This window comes from Alistipes sp. UBA6068 (assembly GCF_949428155.1).
In the GTDB taxonomy this organism is placed as follows: Bacteria; Bacteroidota; Bacteroidia; order Bacteroidales; family Rikenellaceae; genus Alistipes; species Alistipes muris.
Genome location: NZ_CASQFS010000013.1, coordinates 29,823 through 46,196 on the forward strand (window position 1 = coordinate 29,823; position 16,374 = coordinate 46,196).

Genomic DNA, 16,374 nt, shown 5'->3' on the forward strand with positions numbered 1-16,374 from the left:
TTATGGATACGTTCATCTTCACGCAGGTTTTTTCGCTCGGGCATGGCCCGGAGGGGGGCGGCTCTTCGGAAGCGTTCGCTTTCTTGCAGCACTACTGGTGGTTCTTGATTTCGCTTTTGGGAGCTTTGCTCGTTTTTCTGCTTTTCGTGCAGGGCGGGCAGGCGCTGTTGTACAGCATCGGCCGGACCGACGAGGAGCGTTCGTTGGCGGTCAATGCGCTGGGGCGCAAGTGGGAGCTGACTTTCACGACGCTGGTCGTCTTCGGCGGCGCATTCTTCGCGTCGTTCCCGCTTTTCTATTCGACTTCGTTCGGCGGGGCGTTCTACGTGTGGATGGCGGTTCTGTTCTGTTTTGTGGTGCAGGCCGTGGCTTACGAATATCGCCGCAAGCCTGCCAACGTGCTGGGCGCAAAAACGTTCGATGCGTTTTTGCTGGTCAACGGCATCTTGGGCCCGTTCTTGCTGGGCACGGCCCTTTCGACCCTTTTCACCGGGGCCCCGTTCACCGTCGACCGGCTTAATCTGGCCGACCCCGGCACCAACGGCAGCACCGTCATTTCGCAATGGACCACCCCGTGGTATGGGCTCGATGCGCTGGCTGTCGTGTGGAACCCGGTGCTGGGCGTCGCTGTCGTTCTGCTCGCCATGACGCTCGGCTGTCAGTATCTGATGAACAGTGTCGGCGACGAACCCGTTTTCTGCCGGGCCCGCAGGCGGATGTTGTTTTGCGGGTGCGGATTCGTGCCTTTCTTCGTGGCGTGGCTGGTGCATCTGCTTTTCGCCACGGGTTACACGGAGAACCCGGCCGGGCTGATTACGGCCGAACCTTATAAATATCTGCACAATTTTTCTCAGATGCCTTTTCTGGCTGTCGGGCTCGCGGTCGGCGTGGGGTTGGTGTTGTGGAGCGTTTATGCGGGCTGGCGCGGCAGCCGCAAGGCGATTTGGTACGGCGGTGCCGGAACGGTGCTCGCCGTTTTGGCGCTGCTGCTTTGTGCCGGGTGGAATCACACGGCTTATTACCCCTCGCTGGCCGACATGCAGTCGTCGCTGACGATCCGCAACTCGTCGTCGAGCCTTTTCACGCTGCGGGTGATGGCGTATGTTTCGCTGCTGGTTCCGTTCGTGCTGGCTTATATATGGTATGCGTGGCGGGCCGTCAGCCGCAGGCCGCTCACACGCGGCGAGCTGCATGGCGAACTGCACGGCGACGGACACCAATATTGAAAAATGCGGGGCCTCATCCGAGGCCCCGCATTCGTTTCCGTCCGTCCGGACTTATTCTTTCGTCTCGCCGAACGGATATTGGTTCTGGTGCACGTCGTCGAAGCGCATGCCCTTTTCGTAGGTCTTCATCGCGCGGCGCGACATGCCCATCGACGAGAATCCGCCGTCGTGGAAGAGGTTCTGCATCGTCACCTTGCGCGTGAAGTCCGAGAAGAGCGTCAGCACGTAGTTGGCGCAGTCTTCGGCCGTGGCGTTGCCCAGCGGCGACATGTTTTCGGCGAACGACATCAGGTCGCCCAGCCCCAGCACGCCGTTGCCCGCCGTGGTCGGCGTGGGCGACTGCGAGACGGTGTTGATGCGCACGTGCTTCTCACGGCCGTAGATGTAGCCGAAACTCCGGGCTATGGATTCCAGCAGCGCCTTGGCGTCGGCCATGTCGTTGTAGCCGTAGAGCGTGCGCTGGGCGGCGATGTACGACAGCGCCACGATCGAGCCCCATTCGTTGATGGCGTCCTTCTTGCGCGCTACCTGGATGGCCTTGTGGAACGAAACGGCCGAGATGTCGAGCGTTTTCGACAGATAGTCGTAGTCCAGGTCGTCGTAGGTGCGGCCCTTGCGGACGTTGGGCGACATGCCGATGGAGTGGAGCATGAAGTCGAAGCGGCCGCCGAAGTGCTCCATCGTCTTGTCGATGAGGTTCTCCAGGTCTTCCACGCTCGTCGCGTCGGCCGGAACCACTATCGTGTTGCATTTTTTGGCCAGCTCGCCGATGGTGCCCATGCGGATGGATATGGCCGTATTCGTGAGGACGATTTCGGCGCCTTCCTCTACTGCCCGCTCCGCCACTTTCCAGGCGATGGACTGCTCGTTGAGCGCTCCGAAAATCAGACCTTTCTTTCCTTTGAGTAATTGAGATGCCATGTTGTACAAGGTTAAAATTCCGGACAAAAGTAACAAAATTTTTTCAATCGCTCCTTTCCGGCCGTTTTTATCGGTTTAATTCCGTGCAGGCTTTTCCGCTTCGGCAGGGTCCGGATCGATTCGGCCTGCGTCCGCTCCGGCACGCGAATTGTCGGAGAGCAGACAGCTTTAATTTAACAAGTTTTACGATGAAAAATGTAACTTACCTTATCGAGCGGTCGAAGCAGGCCGTGCGTTACTGGTGGCTGATGCTGCTCATCGGCATCGCGCTTTTCGTGCTCGGAATCCTCGTGTTCGTCTATCCCGCTCAGAGTTACGTAAGCATGGCGGTGCTTTTCGGTTGGGTCATCCTCGCCGCAGGTATCCTGGAGGTCGTGCTCTCGGCTTCGAGCGACCATTTCGTCACGGGCCGCGGCTGGATGTTGGCCGGGGGTGTCATCCAGATTATTCTGGGTCTGATTCTGGTGTTCAATGTCGCCCTTTCGGCCGTCACGCTGCCTATCGTGCTCGGGTTCTGGCTCCTGTTCCGTGGTTTCAGCACCATCGGTCTGGGCGGCGACATGCGGGCCATGGGCATCTCGGGCGCCGGTTGGACCATCGTCGGCGGGGTTCTGTTGCTGCTGTGCGCCCTGTGGATGCTTTTCCAGCCGCTGGTCTTCGGCACGGCGTTCGTGGTCGTATGGCTCGGGGTCGCGCTGCTTTTCGCAGGCGTTTCGGCCATGGCGCTCTCGTTCCAGCTGCGGACCGCCCACCGCTGTCTGGCGAAGGGCGACTGCTGAGAAGCGTACGCCGAATGATAAACCGGGGAGTTCGCTCCCCGGTTTTTTCGTGCAAAAACGAGAGGAACCGGACACGTCCGGTTCCTCTCCCCATCAAAAACTAATTGAATAACTAACCTCGTTAAAAATCGTCCGCAGGCCGCAGCACGTCCGAGAGATAGTGGTGCAGGTAGTAGAGGTCGGCTTCGTCGCGAATCACTTCCTTGAGCATCAGTTCGTCGTCTTCGGAGTTGGCACTGTCGGAAACTTCGTTTTTGTCAATATCCTCCATAGGCAAGTCTCTTTTTATATGGATAACGCAGTGTCTACGGCGAATATTGTGCAGAACTCAGCACAGAACCAGATTTTTTTCCTTGATCATGCGCCGCAGGTTGATGAGCGCATAGCGCATCCGTCCCAGCGCGGTGTTGATGCTCACGCCTGTCTGCTCGGCGATTTCCTTGAAGCTCTGCCCGCCGAAGTAGCGCATCATCACCACTTCGCGCTGTTCGGGCGGCAGCATCTCGATCAGCATCCGCACGTCGCTTTCGATTTGGCGGCTCACGATTTCGTCTTCGACCGTCTTCTCGGCCAGGCGCAGCGAGCCCAGCAGGTCGTAGCCCGCTTCGGCTTCGGTCACCGATTTGTCCTGGCGCCGGGCCCGGAAGTGGTCGATTACCTGGTTGTGGGCTATGCGGAGTATCCACGAAAGGAATTTTCCGTTGTCGCAGTAGCGGCCTTCGTCGATGACGCGCACCGCTTTGATGAATGTCTCCTGAAAGATGTCTTCCGCCACGTCGCGGTCCTTGACCAGCATCCGTATGTAGTCGCGCACGCGGCGGCTGTGGCGTTCGATGAGTTGCGAAATGGCGCTCCGGTCCCCCGAAAGGTATCGGCTGAGCAATACCCGGTCATTCGACTGTACGTTCATACTCTTCTCCTCAATTTGGTTGCAAAGAGTAGAATTTTCTCGATAGGCGATCCGTTTTTTTTGCGTTGTTGCGAATTCGAGCCAGCGGCTCCGGCCTTCGGTTCCGGTCTTCCGGAGCGGCCTTGCTTCGGCAAGGTAAGCACTTTTTCCCGAAATACCAAACCGGCTTCCACTCCGTCCGAACCCGTCCGGGCTCTTTTTTGCGTCGTGCGGAAGTGCAAATTTCGTGCCGTGACGGCCTTTCCGGCCAGGTTTTTCCGGCGTTTTGTCTGCCCTCCGTTTTCCGGTCAACCGACCGTTTTCGCCGGTGAAATGTGCGGCTGTCCGCCATGAAAAACGCGCCGGAACAATTCCGGCGCGCATGGACAAACGGTTTCCCGAAATCTTTAGTAGCTCCGGGCGAACAGGACGCGGCGGTGCGACGGTTTGCCCGAGAAGACGCAGACGCCCTCTTCCTCTTCGGCGTCGACCGGAATGCAGCGGATCGTGGCTTTCGTGGCCTCCTTGATGGCCACTTCGGTTTCGACCGTGCCGTCCCAGTGGGCCGATATGAAGCCGCCCTTTTCGTCGAGCACGCGCTTGAACTCGTCCCACGTGTCGACGCGCGTAATCATCGAATTGCGGTAGTCGAGCGCCTTGCGGAAAATGTTGTGCTGGATGTCGGTCATCAGGGTTTCGATATGTCCGGCCAGCCCCTCCTGCGAAAGGGTCTCCTTTTCCAGCGTGTCGCGGCGCACGAGTTCCACCGTGCCGTTCTCCATGTCGCGGCCGCCCATCGCTAAGCGGACGGGTACGCCCTTGAGCTCGTACTCCGCGAACTTGAAGCCCGGGCGTACGTTGTCGCGGTCGTCGATTTTCACGCTGATGCCTTTGGCCCGCAGTTCGGCGGCGATTTGCTCGAACCGGGCCACGATTTCGGCCAGCTGCTCGGCCGTCTTGTAAATCGGTACCATCACCACCTGAATCGGCGCGAGTTTCGGCGGCAGCACCAGGCCGTTGTTGTCCGAGTGGGCCATGATAAGGGCACCCATCAAACGGGTCGAAACGCCCCACGAGGTAGCCCATACGTATTCCAGCTTGCCCTCCTTGTTGACGTACTGCACGTCGAACGCCTTGGCGAAGTTCTGCCCCAGGAAGTGCGACGTGCCGCTTTGCAGGGCCTTGCCGTCCTGCATCAGCGCTTCGATGGTCAGCGTGTCCTCGGCTCCGGCGAAGCGCTCGTTGGGCGATTTGTGGCCCACCACCACCGGTACGGCCATCCATTCCTCGGCGAATTTTTGGTACACGTGAATCATCTTCGTGGCTTCCTCGATGGCTTCCTCGCGCGTCGCATGGGCCGTGTGGCCCTCCTGCCACAGGAATTCGGCCGTGCGCAGGAACAGGCGCGTGCGCATTTCCCAGCGGACCACGTTGGCCCACTGGTTGCACAGAATCGGCAGGTCGCGGTACGACTGAATCCAGTTCTTATAGGTGTTCCAGATGATCGTCTCCGACGTCGGACGTACGATCAGCTCCTCTTCCAACTTGGCGTCCGGGTCGACCACCACTCCCTTGCCTTCGGGGTCGTTCTTGAGCCGGTAGTGGGTCACTACGGCGCATTCTTTGGCAAATCCCTCCACGTGGTGCGCTTCCTTGGAGAAGAACGACTTGGGGATGAACAGCGGGAAGTAGGCGTTCTGATGGCCCGTTTCCTTGAACATCCGGTCCAGAGCGTCGTGCATCTTTTCCCAGATGGCATAGCCGTAGGGTTTGATTACCATGCAGCCGCGTACGGCCGAGTTTTCGGCCAGCCCCGCCTTGACCACCAGGTCGTTGTACCATTGCGAGTAGTTCTCGTCCGATTTGGTCAGGTCCTTGAGTTCCTTTGCCATAGTGCTGATTTGCGTTTTAGCTTTTTTCAAAGCACAAAATTAGTGATTTTTATTCACAATTTATAAGGTTGCTTCCTCTTTTCCCTGAGGTCCTTGAAAATAATGCGCCCGAACAATTTGTTCGGGCGCATTATTCACGTTCAATGAATTTCGGAGAATCCTTATTCTTTTTTGACAACCAAATCTTTGCCGCCCAATTCGGCAACGTCGATCAATGGTAGAAAGAATTTGTTGTAAGGCGTGTTTTCCGTTTTGGAGTGCAGAATGCCGCGCGCTGTTCCGATGGCTATTGATGCCAAATGGTTCAGAAAATTTTTCGGCAAGGTGACATTTCCGGTTTCCGGGTCGGACATGCTGATCCAATCGTTGGGGCTTATTTCAAAATGGCAGGTGCTTTCGAGTTTCAGAAATTCGTTGCCGTTTTCCCGAAAACGGATGCCTAAGTTTAAACCGATGGATTGTTCGTCGTAATTGCTTTTGATTGAGACGGCCAAGTTGATTTCCACCGGACCGGACGGTTCAAATATAGCTTCAAACTTTTCGGTCGAGATTCCTTTCAGCGCATAGCCGATACTGTTAGCTGAGCCTTTTGTCGTGTTTGGTTTTTCTCCCATAAGACCATTTCAATGCTTGTGCGGTTTTCGCTGTTAATGTATTGTAATAATAAATGGAATTTCCGTTTTCGGCTGGTGTGCCGGAAATTTCTTTTTCAGGATTCGGTCGGCATTCTTCCACCTTGATGATTTTTACTATTAATTCCGGTTTTGCATTAGCTTCGGGTTCCGGTATTTCTATCAGGTTTATGCCCAGTATGTTGCTGTAGCGAACGGCCGTGGAAACTTTCAGGTCGGGGTCGGCGCCGTGCAACAATTTGTTGATGTACTGCGGCGTGACGGAAAGTTTTTCTGCCAGTTCGTTCTGTCGCATCCCGTGGTCTTCCATGTATTGTCTGATTCGCAGGATGATTTTCGTGTTGGCCCGGATTTCTTCGACATGCGCAAGCGCATAGTTGTTTTCTTCGGTCCAACTCGAATCCGTCTCGGTCGCTTTCGACCAGAGCATTTCTTTCAGTTTTCCCATAACAGCTTCACTCAAAAACGAACTCGATGAACGAATTCTTGTCGTCCATGCCTCCTATTTCGGCATAGACCTGGTTTATTTTAGCTAATTCTATTCGCGTATTGGGGGCTTTCCCCATGTCTTTGGCTATTTTGATCGCTCCACCCGTAATGACATAGCAGCCGTCCTCGATTTTTACGGCATAGATTCTGAATGCGAACCGATGTCGTATCTCGCCGTATTTCGATTTGACTCGTATGCTCGTGTAGTCGGCCTTTTCTCCATCTTCTTTGTCCAGTGGCTGAAACAATTCTTCCAGCGTGTTTTCTTCTGTGGCTTTTTTTAGTTTGTCGAAAATAAGGGGTGCAGAGGCGATAGTGTCGGTAATGAACTGGGTTTTGCTTATATTGTTCCAATATTCGGAGTTGAAAAAATGTTCGTTTTCGTTATAGAAATCATCCAAATAGGCCGGGTCTTGCCAAAGTTTGCGTATTTTGTTAAATTCATCATTTCCTTTATATAGGTCGTTGAAGTCGATGTTATCATTACTTATGCCAAACGATCTTAGTTCGTCTTCGTTGTAGCGGGCGGAGAATAATATTCTGTCTGCACACCTTTTTGTTCCCGGAGGATATGTCAGTATTATCGCAAACTCCATGAATAAACCTGCAGGTTGATTTTTTGCAAAAATACACTCTTCTGCGGCAAAAACCAAATATTCTCAACAAAAAATCGACAAAGTATATCAATAGAATTGCTTATAAATAGAGTAGTCGAATAATCGTTCGGGCGCCTTTTTCCGCATCCTTTTTGGCAGCCCTTTTGCACTTGGCGGAGTATGCCGCGGTCTTTTCGGCGCATGATTCTGTCGGGTTCCGGCAGGTTCCGCCGCCGGACTGCGGCGTTGCAGGCGGAAATAAACCGAACTAAAAAACAAACGTATGTTCTACCATTCCAAGGAACTCCAGTTCAAGGCCCGGGTTTCGCGGCCCGACCCCCGGTTCGCGCGCTTGCTGCTCGAGCAGTTCGGCGGCGGCAACGGCGAGTTGAAAGCGGCCATGCAGTATTTCGTGCAGGCGTTCGCCTGCCACAACCCCTATCCCGACAAGTACGATCTTCTGATGGACATCGCCACCGAGGAGTTGGGCCATTTGGAGATTGTCGGCGCTACCATCCAGATGCTTCTGGCGGGTGTCAACGGCAATCTCAAGGATGCCGCCGAGCGCAACGACGTCTTCGGCGAGGGCGATTTCTCCAAGGATGATTTCATTCACCAGGCCTTCTCCATCAATCCCCAGTTCGGGGTGATTACGGGCGGCGGGCCCCGGCTCACCGACAGCAACGGCGTGCCCTGGCAGGGCTCCTACGTCAACGCCAACAGCGACCTGACGGTCGACCTGCGGTCCAACATCGCCGCCGAGTCGCGGGCGAAAATCGTCTACGAGTATCTCATGCAGTTCACCGACGACAAGGATGTGCTCGCAACGCTCAACTTCCTCCTCACGCGCGAGGTCGCCCATTTCCAGCAGTTCGAGGCGGCGCTCGACACCATCCAGCCCAATTTCCCGCCGGGAGTGCTTCAGAGCGATCCCCGCTACAGCAACATCTACTCCAACCACTCGGTCGGCGACGACGCGCGCGGGCCTTGGAACGAGGGCCGCAGCACGGGGCTCGACGAGGAGTGGATTTATGTCGAGGACCCCTGCCGGCAGGTCCGCGAGACCGACGGCCTCACCCGAATCGAGCCGCAGGGTACGTCGCGCACCTTGGCTTCGGTGCGCAGCGACGATCGGAAGCTCGCCAAGGAGCGCAGCCGCGAAGTTCGCCGCGCGACGCCCGAACGCAACCTCGAATGGTGCGAATATTCCCCGGCCGAAAACGATAAAAAGGGGACGGCGTCCCGTTCCCGCCGCCGTCCGGTCGAGCAGGACTGATTCCTCCGGTTCGGAACGGTCCGGTCGGTGGGGAGTAGGCCACCGGGTTGTTTCGCAGGGCTGTCCGGGAAACCGGACGGCCTTTTTTATGTCTTGGGCTGAAACGGCATCGCCCCTGCCGCAAACCGTTGCGGCAGGGGCGAGCATCCGGGTCGGTCCGGAGTGTCAGAACCGGAAGCTGAGCGACAGCGCCACGTTGTGACGGGCGAAATCGGTGCGGTAGAGCGAACTCTCCGCGAACATATCCTGCGGCCCCGTGGGGGTGTCTTCCGTCTCGCTCACGTAGAACAGATAGTAGTCCGTCGTGGTGTGCTTCATGTATTGGTAGGCCAGGTCGAGCGTGCATACCCGCGACAGCGCCAAGCCGATGCCTGCGCTGTAATAGACCGTCTTCTTGATGGCCGGCTGTGCGAATATCGTGTTTTCGTCGCGCAGCATCGAACCGCTGTATCCGAATCCGGCACGCAGGGCCAGTCCTGGCAGCGCCTTGAACTCCGCGCCTGCCCGGACGATGTTCGAGCCTTTGAGCATGTCGCGGAACGTCTGCTTGTACGAGTGCTTGAGTTCGGCGCCTATCGGGTTGTCGCTCATGCGGATTCCGTTGTACCAGTCGCGCTCGTAGTCCACCGACAGGATGGCCCGGCTGCCGAACGTGTAGGATGCGCCCAGCAGCAGACGGGCCGGGGTGGTGAACGACCAGCCGTCGGGGTTTTCGTCGTAGAGCAGCGGGGTGGTCATGTTTTCCGTGCCCGAGGAGATGTAGCCCTTGCTGTCGGGGCGTACGTTGGGGTCGGTGTTGCGGTTGGCGAAGGCCATCGAGGCTGCCGAGCTCTGGTACTTGCGGTCGAGCGAATAGTAAGTCGGCGTGTGGAACGCCGCGCCTATCCGCAGGCCCGGAATCGGCCGGTAGACCAAACCTACTTTCAGGTTCACGCCCGCACCGTTTATAATCATGGCCTGGTTGAGTTTCGCATAGAGCAGCTGGTAGTCGAGCGAGGGGTCGGTGCCGTAGGGGTGTTCCGTGCTCGGGTCGGCATAGCGGTAGTCTTCGGCGTAGTCGACGTAGAGTTTCCGGTGGATGCTCTGAATGCCCACCGTGGCGCCTACATAAAGTTTGTTTTCGATGTTGGCGCCTACCGACATCGCGAATTCGCCCGCCGAGCCGCGGCTCTTCACGGTGGTGTAGTGCGTGATGTCGGCACCGTTGCCGATCCACGTCGGGGCCCAGGCGTTTTCGCCCGTCTGATCGATCATGTAGGCCCGGTAGGCGAGGGCGGCATTCCAGTATTGGGGGGCTATGCGGTCCCAGTTCCTGTTGCCCTGGCCGCCGTCGTCATAGAAGTCGTTTTTCGAGATGCGGTTCCACACCATCTGCCGCGCATAGACGTCGGCCACCGTCGCGGCCTGCCCCGAACGCTGGTAGGAGTAGTCGTAGTTGAAGTCGGCAATGCGGTTGTAGCCGAATCCGATGCTCAGCCCGATCAGCCCGCGGGTGCGGTTCACCGTGTTGATGACCACGCTTAAATTCGAGGCCGAAAAGCGGTTGGTCCTGTTGCTGCCGTAGGCACCCGCATCCGGCGTCGTGCTTCGCGCGAAGGTCATCATCGGTGTGAAGGTCACTTCGTTTTTGCGGTACATGCCCAGTCCTGCCGGGTTGATAGCCATCGACGAGGCGTCGGCTCCCAGCGAAGTGAAAGCTCCCGCCATTGCCATCGCCCGCGCCGTTCCGAAGTTGAACTGCGTCTGCGACAGGCCGAGCAGGTCGGCCGGCGTCATGACGTCGCGGTCGATGAGCAGACCGCCCATGTCGCGGTTGTAGCTCGTCTGGGCCGTGGCGGTCCCGACGGCCAGTATCGCGGCCCATATAATCCAGCGTGTGCGTTTCATTGCTTTTCGTGTTTTGTCTGTTTAGCGTCCGCCTGCGTTGCGCGAGCTTCCGCCCCCGCCGCCGCGGTTGTACGAGCCGCCCGTGCTGCCGCCCCGGTTGTAGCTGCCCGAGTTGTACGACGAGCCCGAGTTGTTGCTGCCGCGGTTGTACGAGCTTCCCGAATTGTTGTTCGTCGAGCCGCCGCGGTTGTAGGTGTTGCCGCCCGAGTTGTTGCGGTACGACGGATTCGAGTAGCTGCCACGGTTGTTGCCGCGGTTCGTCGTGGTGCCCGGCCGGGCGTTCTGATTGCCCGACGACGGGTTGCGTACGCCGAAATGGCCGTTGCTGCTGCCGCGGTTCGGCGTGCCGCTCGTCCCGTAGGTGCCGAAACGTTGGTCACGGTTGTAGTAGCGGCTGCCCGATGAGGGTGGGGTATTGGGATTGGCACGGTGTACGATGTTCGAGGCGTAGGGACGATGCGGATGCCCGCCCCAGTGCGGAGGTCCCCAGTGCGGGTGCCCCCATCCCCAGCCATGACCCCAGCCCGGATAGTACCACGGGTCGTACCAAGGTCCGAAACCCCAGCCCCAGCTGCCGAACGAGAATCCCCAGCTGAAATGGGGACGCCAGTTCCAGCCGTAGTACCACGGGTCCACGTAGACCGACGGGCGGCCCCACGTGCCGAACATGGCGGTGATGTATTTGGGCTCGACCCACACCTGGTCGCCCATGACCATCACGTTGTAGAACGCAGGGTCGTAGGCCGACACGTAGTGGAACGAGCTGCCGTAACGGAAATCATAGTAGCTCGACGGCATCCGGTACGTCGGCGACTCGAAGCCCCGCAGACGCCGGGCATAGGCGCTTTCGTAGGTGTCGGCCAGCACGTCCTCGTAGGGGTTCGACGTCGTTTCGTAGTAGCGCCGCTGCACGGCGTTGGCTTCCGCCTCGGCCAGCCGGGCTTCCCATTCCGCCCTGCGGGCTTCGGCCTCGGCTTTCTTCTTTTCGGCTTCCGCTTGTTGGCGCCGGGCGATCTCCGCCTTGTCGTGAATGGCATAGAGGTCGTCGTTTCCGTATCCCGCCGCGGCAAAGTAGCTCGACGAGCATCCCGTCAGCCACACCGTCGTCGCGGCCGTTCCGATGATAAATAGCCATTTTTTCATAACGCGCTTGTTATTAACGTCATCTGTTTGTCCATCCAACGAAATCCGTGTCGGTTTTAGTATGGCTTCGTGGAATTATCGGACCCTTTCCGTACGCTCCGCTTCTCTTTCCACGGCAAAAATGGTGCAATCCTTTGCGTCGTTGTTTTCGATGGATGCCTTTTTTGCAAAGGTAAAAATTATTCGCGTTCAGCAATTCTTTGCGCGGTGTTTCCTTGTGTTTTTTCGTTTCGTGCGTTTTTTTTCGGGGCCTTTGCGTATTTTAATAAAAAATTATTTCTATATTTGCAGTCTCGAAACGCGGGTTTCGGGTTCCGTTATTCGGAGAGATGCCGGAGTGGTCGATCGGGCCGCACTCGAAATGCGGTGTACGGGCAACTGTACCGGGGGTTCGAATCCCTCTCTCTCCGCCAGCGAATCGGATTTCGATGAGGTTGCAAGCAGTGGTTTGCAACCTTTTTTGTTTTCACTCCTCCTCTCCGGTTTTGTAACCGATGGCCCGGCGGGGTTTTCGGGCCTGGGGTACCTTGACTGACAAAGCCGCAATCGCTTCGTAGATATTGTCCAGTTCCTTGCGCATGTCTTCCGAAAGGTCGTTCACGGCTTCGGCATTGTCTTCGTCATTGCGTTCCAGAAGCGCCAGCTTCGCCCGGATTTCCGCAAGTTCGGCCGTCACGGTCGTGGTCGTCATAATGTAGTTGCGCATCGCTACGAATGCACGCATGATTGCAATATTAATATCCACGGCAACTTTGCTGCGCAATATACCCGAAAGCATGGCTACACCTTCCTCTGTAAATGCGAACATTTCCGTAGAGCCGATATTGTAGTCCGGGGGTATCACATTTTGTGATCTCCCTATGGCTATCAAATAATTAGCCTCATCAGGAGTCAGTCGGAGCATGAAATCTTCGGGAAAATGTTCGATGTTGCGCCGTACCGCTTGCTTGAGTGTGCGGGTTTCGACTTGATAAAGTGCTGCAAGGTCAAAATCGAGCATGACGCGCTGGCCGCGGATTTCATAGATTTTGTTTTGGATGGCGGTAAGTTGGGGGTTCATTGTGCCGGGACGGAACACGGTTGACAACATCAAATAGAATAAAAAGGCGGAAAGAAATCAGTTTCTTTCCGCCCCGGAAGTTGCGTCGTGTGTTACTTTTTGGAAATAATTTTTGCAGTCAAAGCAAGAACTTTTGCCTGCGGTTCAAAATAACGAAACGGAAAATTGCCGATATGTCATTCTGAACTGGAAGTAAAGGTATATATTATTTTTCGTATTCCATATTATGGAAAAATTCTTCCAATGTCACTTCGTAAAAATTGCATAATACAGTCAAAAGTATAACCGTAATATTTGTAGTTCCGATTTCATACAGCCCGACATTCACTCCGGTTTGATCGGTAACCACTTCTTGGGTATAACCACGATCGGTTCGGAGCTGTTTCAACCGGGCCGCGATTGAGTGCAATAACTTATCGTTTGTATGCTTCACTCAATATTTTTTACAAAGAACACTCCGAAACCGCTATTTTTATTCCTATGAATTCGTAGGAATAGAATATTTTTTCCTATATTTGCACCGAAATCATATAATGAACATGGCTTTTATGCTAAATTTGCGAGAGAATAGTTCGGCTTAGCCGACGGACATAACGACATAAAGGGTAAACAACTCTTTATACCAGTAGGCAAACGTGGAAACCTCTTTCGAGAGGGTTTGAAGTTGGTATAACGGTTGTCAGTCTCGGTTATGTCCTGCTTGTTCTTATGTTCTACAAGCAGGGCTTGACTGGGGCGCAGGACAGCTTCAACTTCGGGTTTTCCACGACCTGCTTACTGGGGCTGACACCGCGCCCCTTTTTTGTTTTCGTGGGTGTGAGTGTTCAACACAAGCTAATTACGGCTGCAACATATTGTGGAATAAATTTAAGGGCGGCCGGGACCGTCGCACCCCGCCCTGGTTTTTTTAAGACTGCCTGCCGAATAACTTGATAATATATAGTCTGCGCAGAATTCCTGCGTAAGACTTACCCTGACCGCCGGGCCCTGGGTGCGGAGAAACGGAGCCCCGGAGGTTGAGTTGCGTCACATCCCAGCAACGTTTTTCTGCTCCGCACCCATTTTTAACAATTACACCAGCAACAACCTCCGATGTTCATTCTCCATGTCTGCAACAAAGCCATCCACGACAGAATGAACAAAGGACCGAAGCACAAGGAAACAAAACCCTTGTGCTTCGCTGTTTATGGAGGTGGCAGATGTCTTATATTAGAATCTCATGTAACCGAGCTCGAATTTTCGCTTTCTCATCGGTTCCGATAGTCGAGAGCCGCAGCAGCGGAAGACCGTATTGGGCCAGGATGCGATCTTTCTTTTCATCGCGTTCGGCTTGGCGGGTGCCCTGCTTGTGAAATTTGTATCCGTCGGTTTCGATTGCCAGCACGGGCTGTTTGCTCACCCGGTTGTAAATCAGAAAATCAAGATGCGTAGCTCTATTGGAGGCGTAGCGACGTTCATCGTCGTCGAGCAGCGACCAGTCGCGGATGAGTTGCCACAAGGGCTGATGACAAATGATTCCCAGGTGGCAAAAATGAGCATCCTCGGCCAGAATTTTTTCCAACAGGCCGAAAGTCAGATTCTCGGAGTCGAACCGCGAAATCCGGAGATGTTTTTTGAGAAATGCCTGCCGGGCCTTGGCGTATTGTTCGTAAAGCAGGTCGAAAACCGAACAAATCCGGCTCTGCGTTATCGTGCAGTTATTATACGCGATATAGGCTATCAAATCGGGGATATGACGGCTTTCGGTTTGTTCGTTACCGGAGACAACTAAACAAAACTTGCGCTTGGCACGCGAGACGGCCACATTCAACAAGTTGGGGTCGTCCACGAATGTTTTGATTGTATCGTCTACGGTGGACATCACGATAGCATCCTTCTCGCGTCCCTGGAATTTGTGTACCGTTGCTACGTCGATATTTCCGCCTAACCGATTGCTAAGTGCCGAGACCTGCTCGTTGTAGGGTGTGATGACCCCGGTTTCAGCACTGTCGTAGGGGAGATTCGGCAACACTTCGCGTGCAACGACTTCGATTTCCCGTTGATTAAACTGACCGCGTGCGTGATTGCCCGGGACCGTCCGCCAGGCGGAGATTACATCGGCTTCGCCCCGGTCTTCAGTCATGATGGCAAGTTGCCCGCCGTAGAATTTCTGGTTGCAGAAGTTGATGATTTTCGGGTGGCAGCGATAGTGTTCGCGCAACAATGTCTGCGGAGCGTTGGGGAGGACTTGGCAGACCGATTCCAAAAAACTTATTCCTGCGCAATTATAGCGGGCATCTACCGCATGTTTTGCTCCGATGGCCTGCAATCGAGGCCTATCCGCATCGGTAATGACGTTGGGTAACTGCATCGAATCACCGACAATCACCGCATTTCGGGCGCACATAAGTACCAAGGCCCCCATTTCAACCGAAATCTGCGACGCTTCATCCATGATTACTTAATCGAACAGCTTTTCTCCGGACCATTCGGGCTATTCCAGGGACCTTTCAGATTTCCGACCATTTAGGACAAACCGTGACAATTAGCCACGGTTTGCTGCATTTTTAACGTAATAGCCTGGACATTTGCTCCATACATTTTTTCTTTTGCTCCAAGTTCGGATGCACATATAGATTGAGCGTCGTACTGATATTGGAATGTCCCAACAGAACGCTTACGGTTTTATAGTCGCATTTGCTTTCGATACAACGCGTAGCGAAACTATGTCGCAGACCGTGAAATTTCATCGAAGGCAAACCGAGCGACTGCATGAATTGTTTGTAATAGTTCCGATAGGTACGCGGTTCTGTTGGGGTCGGCTCATTTGTCAGAACGTAGAAACATCCGTTCACTATTTTCTTGATGGGGCGAAGCATCTTCAGCAAATCCTTTGTCATCGGAATCTCTCGAATAGAGTTTTTTGTTTTCGGGGTATCGAGAATCACCTCGGTATGTTTCCGGGATTTTCCCACGATATAGATGCGTTGAATCGTTTTTTGAACATGGATAATTCCGTTTTCGACATCCAAATCATCCCATGTCAACGCACAAATTTCTCCGATGCGCATTCCGGCACTCAGGCAGATATAAATACCCAAGTTCTTGAATGTAAAGTGGGATTGGATATATTCCATGATTTGTTTTTGATGCGAACGGCTCAATATGTCTATCGAATGATTGTCTCGTTCGGGCGGAAACTTTATATCTATTTGCCGATATTCCATCATTTGATTCTTAACGCCGAAACGCAATATCATTTTCAGAACGATTAGAATATCCTTAATCGTTTTATGGCTCAATCCTTCGTTGAGCTTCCGAAATACGAATGTTTGCACGTCCTGCTCCTCAACGAGTGTCGTTTCTCCGAATACCGGTAAGATGTGGTTTTCAATCAATAGCGTGTAGGCCGCAAAGGTCGAACGCTTTACATACTGTTTTTTGTCCTCTTTCCACAAAGCGACGATTTCCGAAAGTCTGGTTTCTGCTATCATATCTTAAAAAGGTTAGATTATATAGCAGAAAGATAGAAATAAGGTGGGTTTTGCAGCTATTTTTTCGCTAATGTTCCCCATTTGAGATTCCCGGAGTTTACGGAGGAATGG

The 16,374-nt window shown here is 54.6% G+C and carries 15 protein-coding genes and 1 tRNA gene; 4 read left to right on the plus strand and 12 right to left on the minus strand.

Annotated elements, in window-relative coordinates:
- Positions 1-2 precede the first annotated feature (2 nt).
- Positions 3-1,226 (plus strand): cytochrome d ubiquinol oxidase subunit II, encoded by a 1,224-nt coding sequence (locus QVG21_RS08130; RefSeq protein ID WP_287923911.1) that lies wholly within the window; start codon positions 3-5, stop codon positions 1,224-1,226.
- A 51-nt stretch (positions 1,227-1,277) separates the two neighbouring features.
- Here the strand turns inward: QVG21_RS08130 and QVG21_RS08135 are convergent, their stop codons facing one another.
- A complete protein-coding gene (locus QVG21_RS08135) occupies positions 1,278-2,147 on the minus strand; it encodes an enoyl-ACP reductase FabI (protein ID WP_287923913.1) in 870 nt (289 codons plus the stop codon).
- 188 nt (positions 2,148-2,335) lie between these two features.
- On the opposite strand from QVG21_RS08135, the gene QVG21_RS08140 reads away from it, so the two are divergent.
- Positions 2,336-2,926 carry an HdeD family acid-resistance protein gene (locus QVG21_RS08140; RefSeq protein ID WP_251214529.1) on the plus strand — a complete coding sequence of 197 codons (591 nt, stop codon included), beginning with the start codon at positions 2,336-2,338 and terminating at the stop codon, positions 2,924-2,926.
- 121 nt (positions 2,927-3,047) lie between these two features.
- On the opposite strand, the gene QVG21_RS08145 is transcribed toward QVG21_RS08140, so the two are convergent.
- The 6 genes from QVG21_RS08145 to QVG21_RS08170 form a co-directional block, all read right to left on the minus strand.
- Positions 3,048-3,197 carry a hypothetical protein gene (locus tag QVG21_RS08145; protein WP_251214530.1) on the minus strand — a complete coding sequence of 50 codons (150 nt, stop codon included), beginning with the start codon at positions 3,195-3,197 and terminating at the stop codon, positions 3,048-3,050.
- 57 nt (positions 3,198-3,254) lie between these two features.
- Entirely contained in the window at positions 3,255-3,836 is a 582-nt protein-coding gene (locus QVG21_RS08150) for an RNA polymerase sigma factor (protein WP_251214531.1), read from the minus strand.
- Positions 3,837-4,222: 386 nt separating this feature from the next.
- A complete protein-coding gene (gene proS / locus QVG21_RS08155; protein WP_251214532.1) occupies positions 4,223-5,707 on the minus strand; it encodes a proline--tRNA ligase in 1,485 nt (494 codons plus the stop codon).
- A 161-nt stretch (positions 5,708-5,868) separates the two neighbouring features.
- Positions 5,869-6,321 carry a hypothetical protein gene (locus QVG21_RS08160; RefSeq protein ID WP_287923918.1) on the minus strand — a complete coding sequence of 151 codons (453 nt, stop codon included), beginning with the start codon at positions 6,319-6,321 and terminating at the stop codon, positions 5,869-5,871.
- Positions 6,284-6,787, minus strand: a complete 504-nt coding sequence (locus tag QVG21_RS08165) for a helix-turn-helix domain-containing protein (protein WP_287923921.1) — start codon at positions 6,785-6,787, stop codon at positions 6,284-6,286. The genes QVG21_RS08160 and QVG21_RS08165 overlap by 38 nt, the downstream gene beginning before the upstream one ends.
- Before the next feature lie 7 nt (positions 6,788-6,794).
- Positions 6,795-7,424: a hypothetical protein gene (locus QVG21_RS08170; protein ID WP_287923924.1), complete on the minus strand. Its 630-nt coding sequence runs from the start codon at positions 7,422-7,424 to the stop codon at positions 6,795-6,797.
- Positions 7,425-7,707: 283 nt separating this feature from the next.
- On the opposite strand from QVG21_RS08170, the gene QVG21_RS08175 reads away from it, so the two are divergent.
- The gene (locus QVG21_RS08175) at positions 7,708-8,700 is read left to right on the plus strand and encodes a manganese catalase family protein (protein ID WP_251214533.1); all 993 of its coding nucleotides are present in this window, start codon (positions 7,708-7,710) and stop codon (positions 8,698-8,700) included.
- Positions 8,701-8,865: 165 nt separating this feature from the next.
- Here QVG21_RS08175 and QVG21_RS08180 read toward each other — a convergent pair whose 3' ends face one another.
- Together QVG21_RS08180 and QVG21_RS08185 are read right to left on the minus strand one after the other, a co-directional pair.
- Positions 8,866-10,587 carry an OmpP1/FadL family transporter gene (locus QVG21_RS08180; protein WP_287923927.1) on the minus strand — a complete coding sequence of 574 codons (1,722 nt, stop codon included), beginning with the start codon at positions 10,585-10,587 and terminating at the stop codon, positions 8,866-8,868.
- Positions 10,588-10,608: 21 nt separating this feature from the next.
- A complete protein-coding gene (locus tag QVG21_RS08185) occupies positions 10,609-11,730 on the minus strand; it encodes a hypothetical protein (RefSeq protein ID WP_287923929.1) in 1,122 nt (373 codons plus the stop codon).
- 323 nt (positions 11,731-12,053) lie between these two features.
- Between QVG21_RS08185 and QVG21_RS08190 the strand changes: the two genes are divergently transcribed.
- Positions 12,054-12,143 (plus strand) — tRNA-Ser (locus QVG21_RS08190).
- 53 nt (positions 12,144-12,196) lie between these two features.
- On the opposite strand, the gene QVG21_RS08195 is transcribed toward QVG21_RS08190, so the two are convergent.
- The 3 genes from QVG21_RS08195 to QVG21_RS08205 form a co-directional block, all read right to left on the minus strand.
- The gene (locus QVG21_RS08195) at positions 12,197-12,790 is read right to left on the minus strand and encodes an ORF6N domain-containing protein (RefSeq protein ID WP_287923932.1); all 594 of its coding nucleotides are present in this window, start codon (positions 12,788-12,790) and stop codon (positions 12,197-12,199) included.
- Positions 12,791-13,994: 1,204 nt separating this feature from the next.
- Positions 13,995-15,224 (minus strand): AAA domain-containing protein, encoded by a 1,230-nt coding sequence (locus QVG21_RS08200; RefSeq protein ID WP_287923934.1) that lies wholly within the window; start codon positions 15,222-15,224, stop codon positions 13,995-13,997.
- 112 nt (positions 15,225-15,336) lie between these two features.
- A complete protein-coding gene (locus tag QVG21_RS08205) occupies positions 15,337-16,263 on the minus strand; it encodes a tyrosine-type recombinase/integrase (protein ID WP_287923937.1) in 927 nt (308 codons plus the stop codon).
- Between the last annotated feature and the right edge of the window lie 111 nt (positions 16,264-16,374).

Coding starts and splice junctions, on each gene's coding strand:
- QVG21_RS08130 (WP_287923911.1), top strand. CDS start 3: ATGGATACGTTCATCTTCACGCAGGTTTTTTCGCTCGGGCATGGCCCG.
- QVG21_RS08135 (WP_287923913.1), bottom strand. CDS start 2,147: ATGGCATCTCAATTACTCAAAGGAAAGAAAGGTCTGATTTTCGGAGCG.
- QVG21_RS08140 (WP_251214529.1), top strand. CDS start 2,336: ATGAAAAATGTAACTTACCTTATCGAGCGGTCGAAGCAGGCCGTGCGT.
- QVG21_RS08145 (WP_251214530.1), bottom strand. CDS start 3,197: ATGGAGGATATTGACAAAAACGAAGTTTCCGACAGTGCCAACTCCGAA.
- QVG21_RS08150 (WP_251214531.1), bottom strand. CDS start 3,836: ATGAACGTACAGTCGAATGACCGGGTATTGCTCAGCCGATACCTTTCG.
- proS (WP_251214532.1), bottom strand. CDS start 5,707: ATGGCAAAGGAACTCAAGGACCTGACCAAATCGGACGAGAACTACTCG.
- QVG21_RS08160 (WP_287923918.1), bottom strand. CDS start 6,321: ATGGGAGAAAAACCAAACACGACAAAAGGCTCAGCTAACAGTATCGGC.
- QVG21_RS08165 (WP_287923921.1), bottom strand. CDS start 6,787: ATGGGAAAACTGAAAGAAATGCTCTGGTCGAAAGCGACCGAGACGGAT.
- QVG21_RS08170 (WP_287923924.1), bottom strand. CDS start 7,424: ATGGAGTTTGCGATAATACTGACATATCCTCCGGGAACAAAAAGGTGT.
- QVG21_RS08175 (WP_251214533.1), top strand. CDS start 7,708: ATGTTCTACCATTCCAAGGAACTCCAGTTCAAGGCCCGGGTTTCGCGG.
- QVG21_RS08180 (WP_287923927.1), bottom strand. CDS start 10,587: ATGAAACGCACACGCTGGATTATATGGGCCGCGATACTGGCCGTCGGG.
- QVG21_RS08185 (WP_287923929.1), bottom strand. CDS start 11,730: ATGAAAAAATGGCTATTTATCATCGGAACGGCCGCGACGACGGTGTGG.
- QVG21_RS08195 (WP_287923932.1), bottom strand. CDS start 12,790: ATGAACCCCCAACTTACCGCCATCCAAAACAAAATCTATGAAATCCGC.
- QVG21_RS08200 (WP_287923934.1), bottom strand. CDS start 15,224: ATGGATGAAGCGTCGCAGATTTCGGTTGAAATGGGGGCCTTGGTACTT.
- QVG21_RS08205 (WP_287923937.1), bottom strand. CDS start 16,263: ATGATAGCAGAAACCAGACTTTCGGAAATCGTCGCTTTGTGGAAAGAG.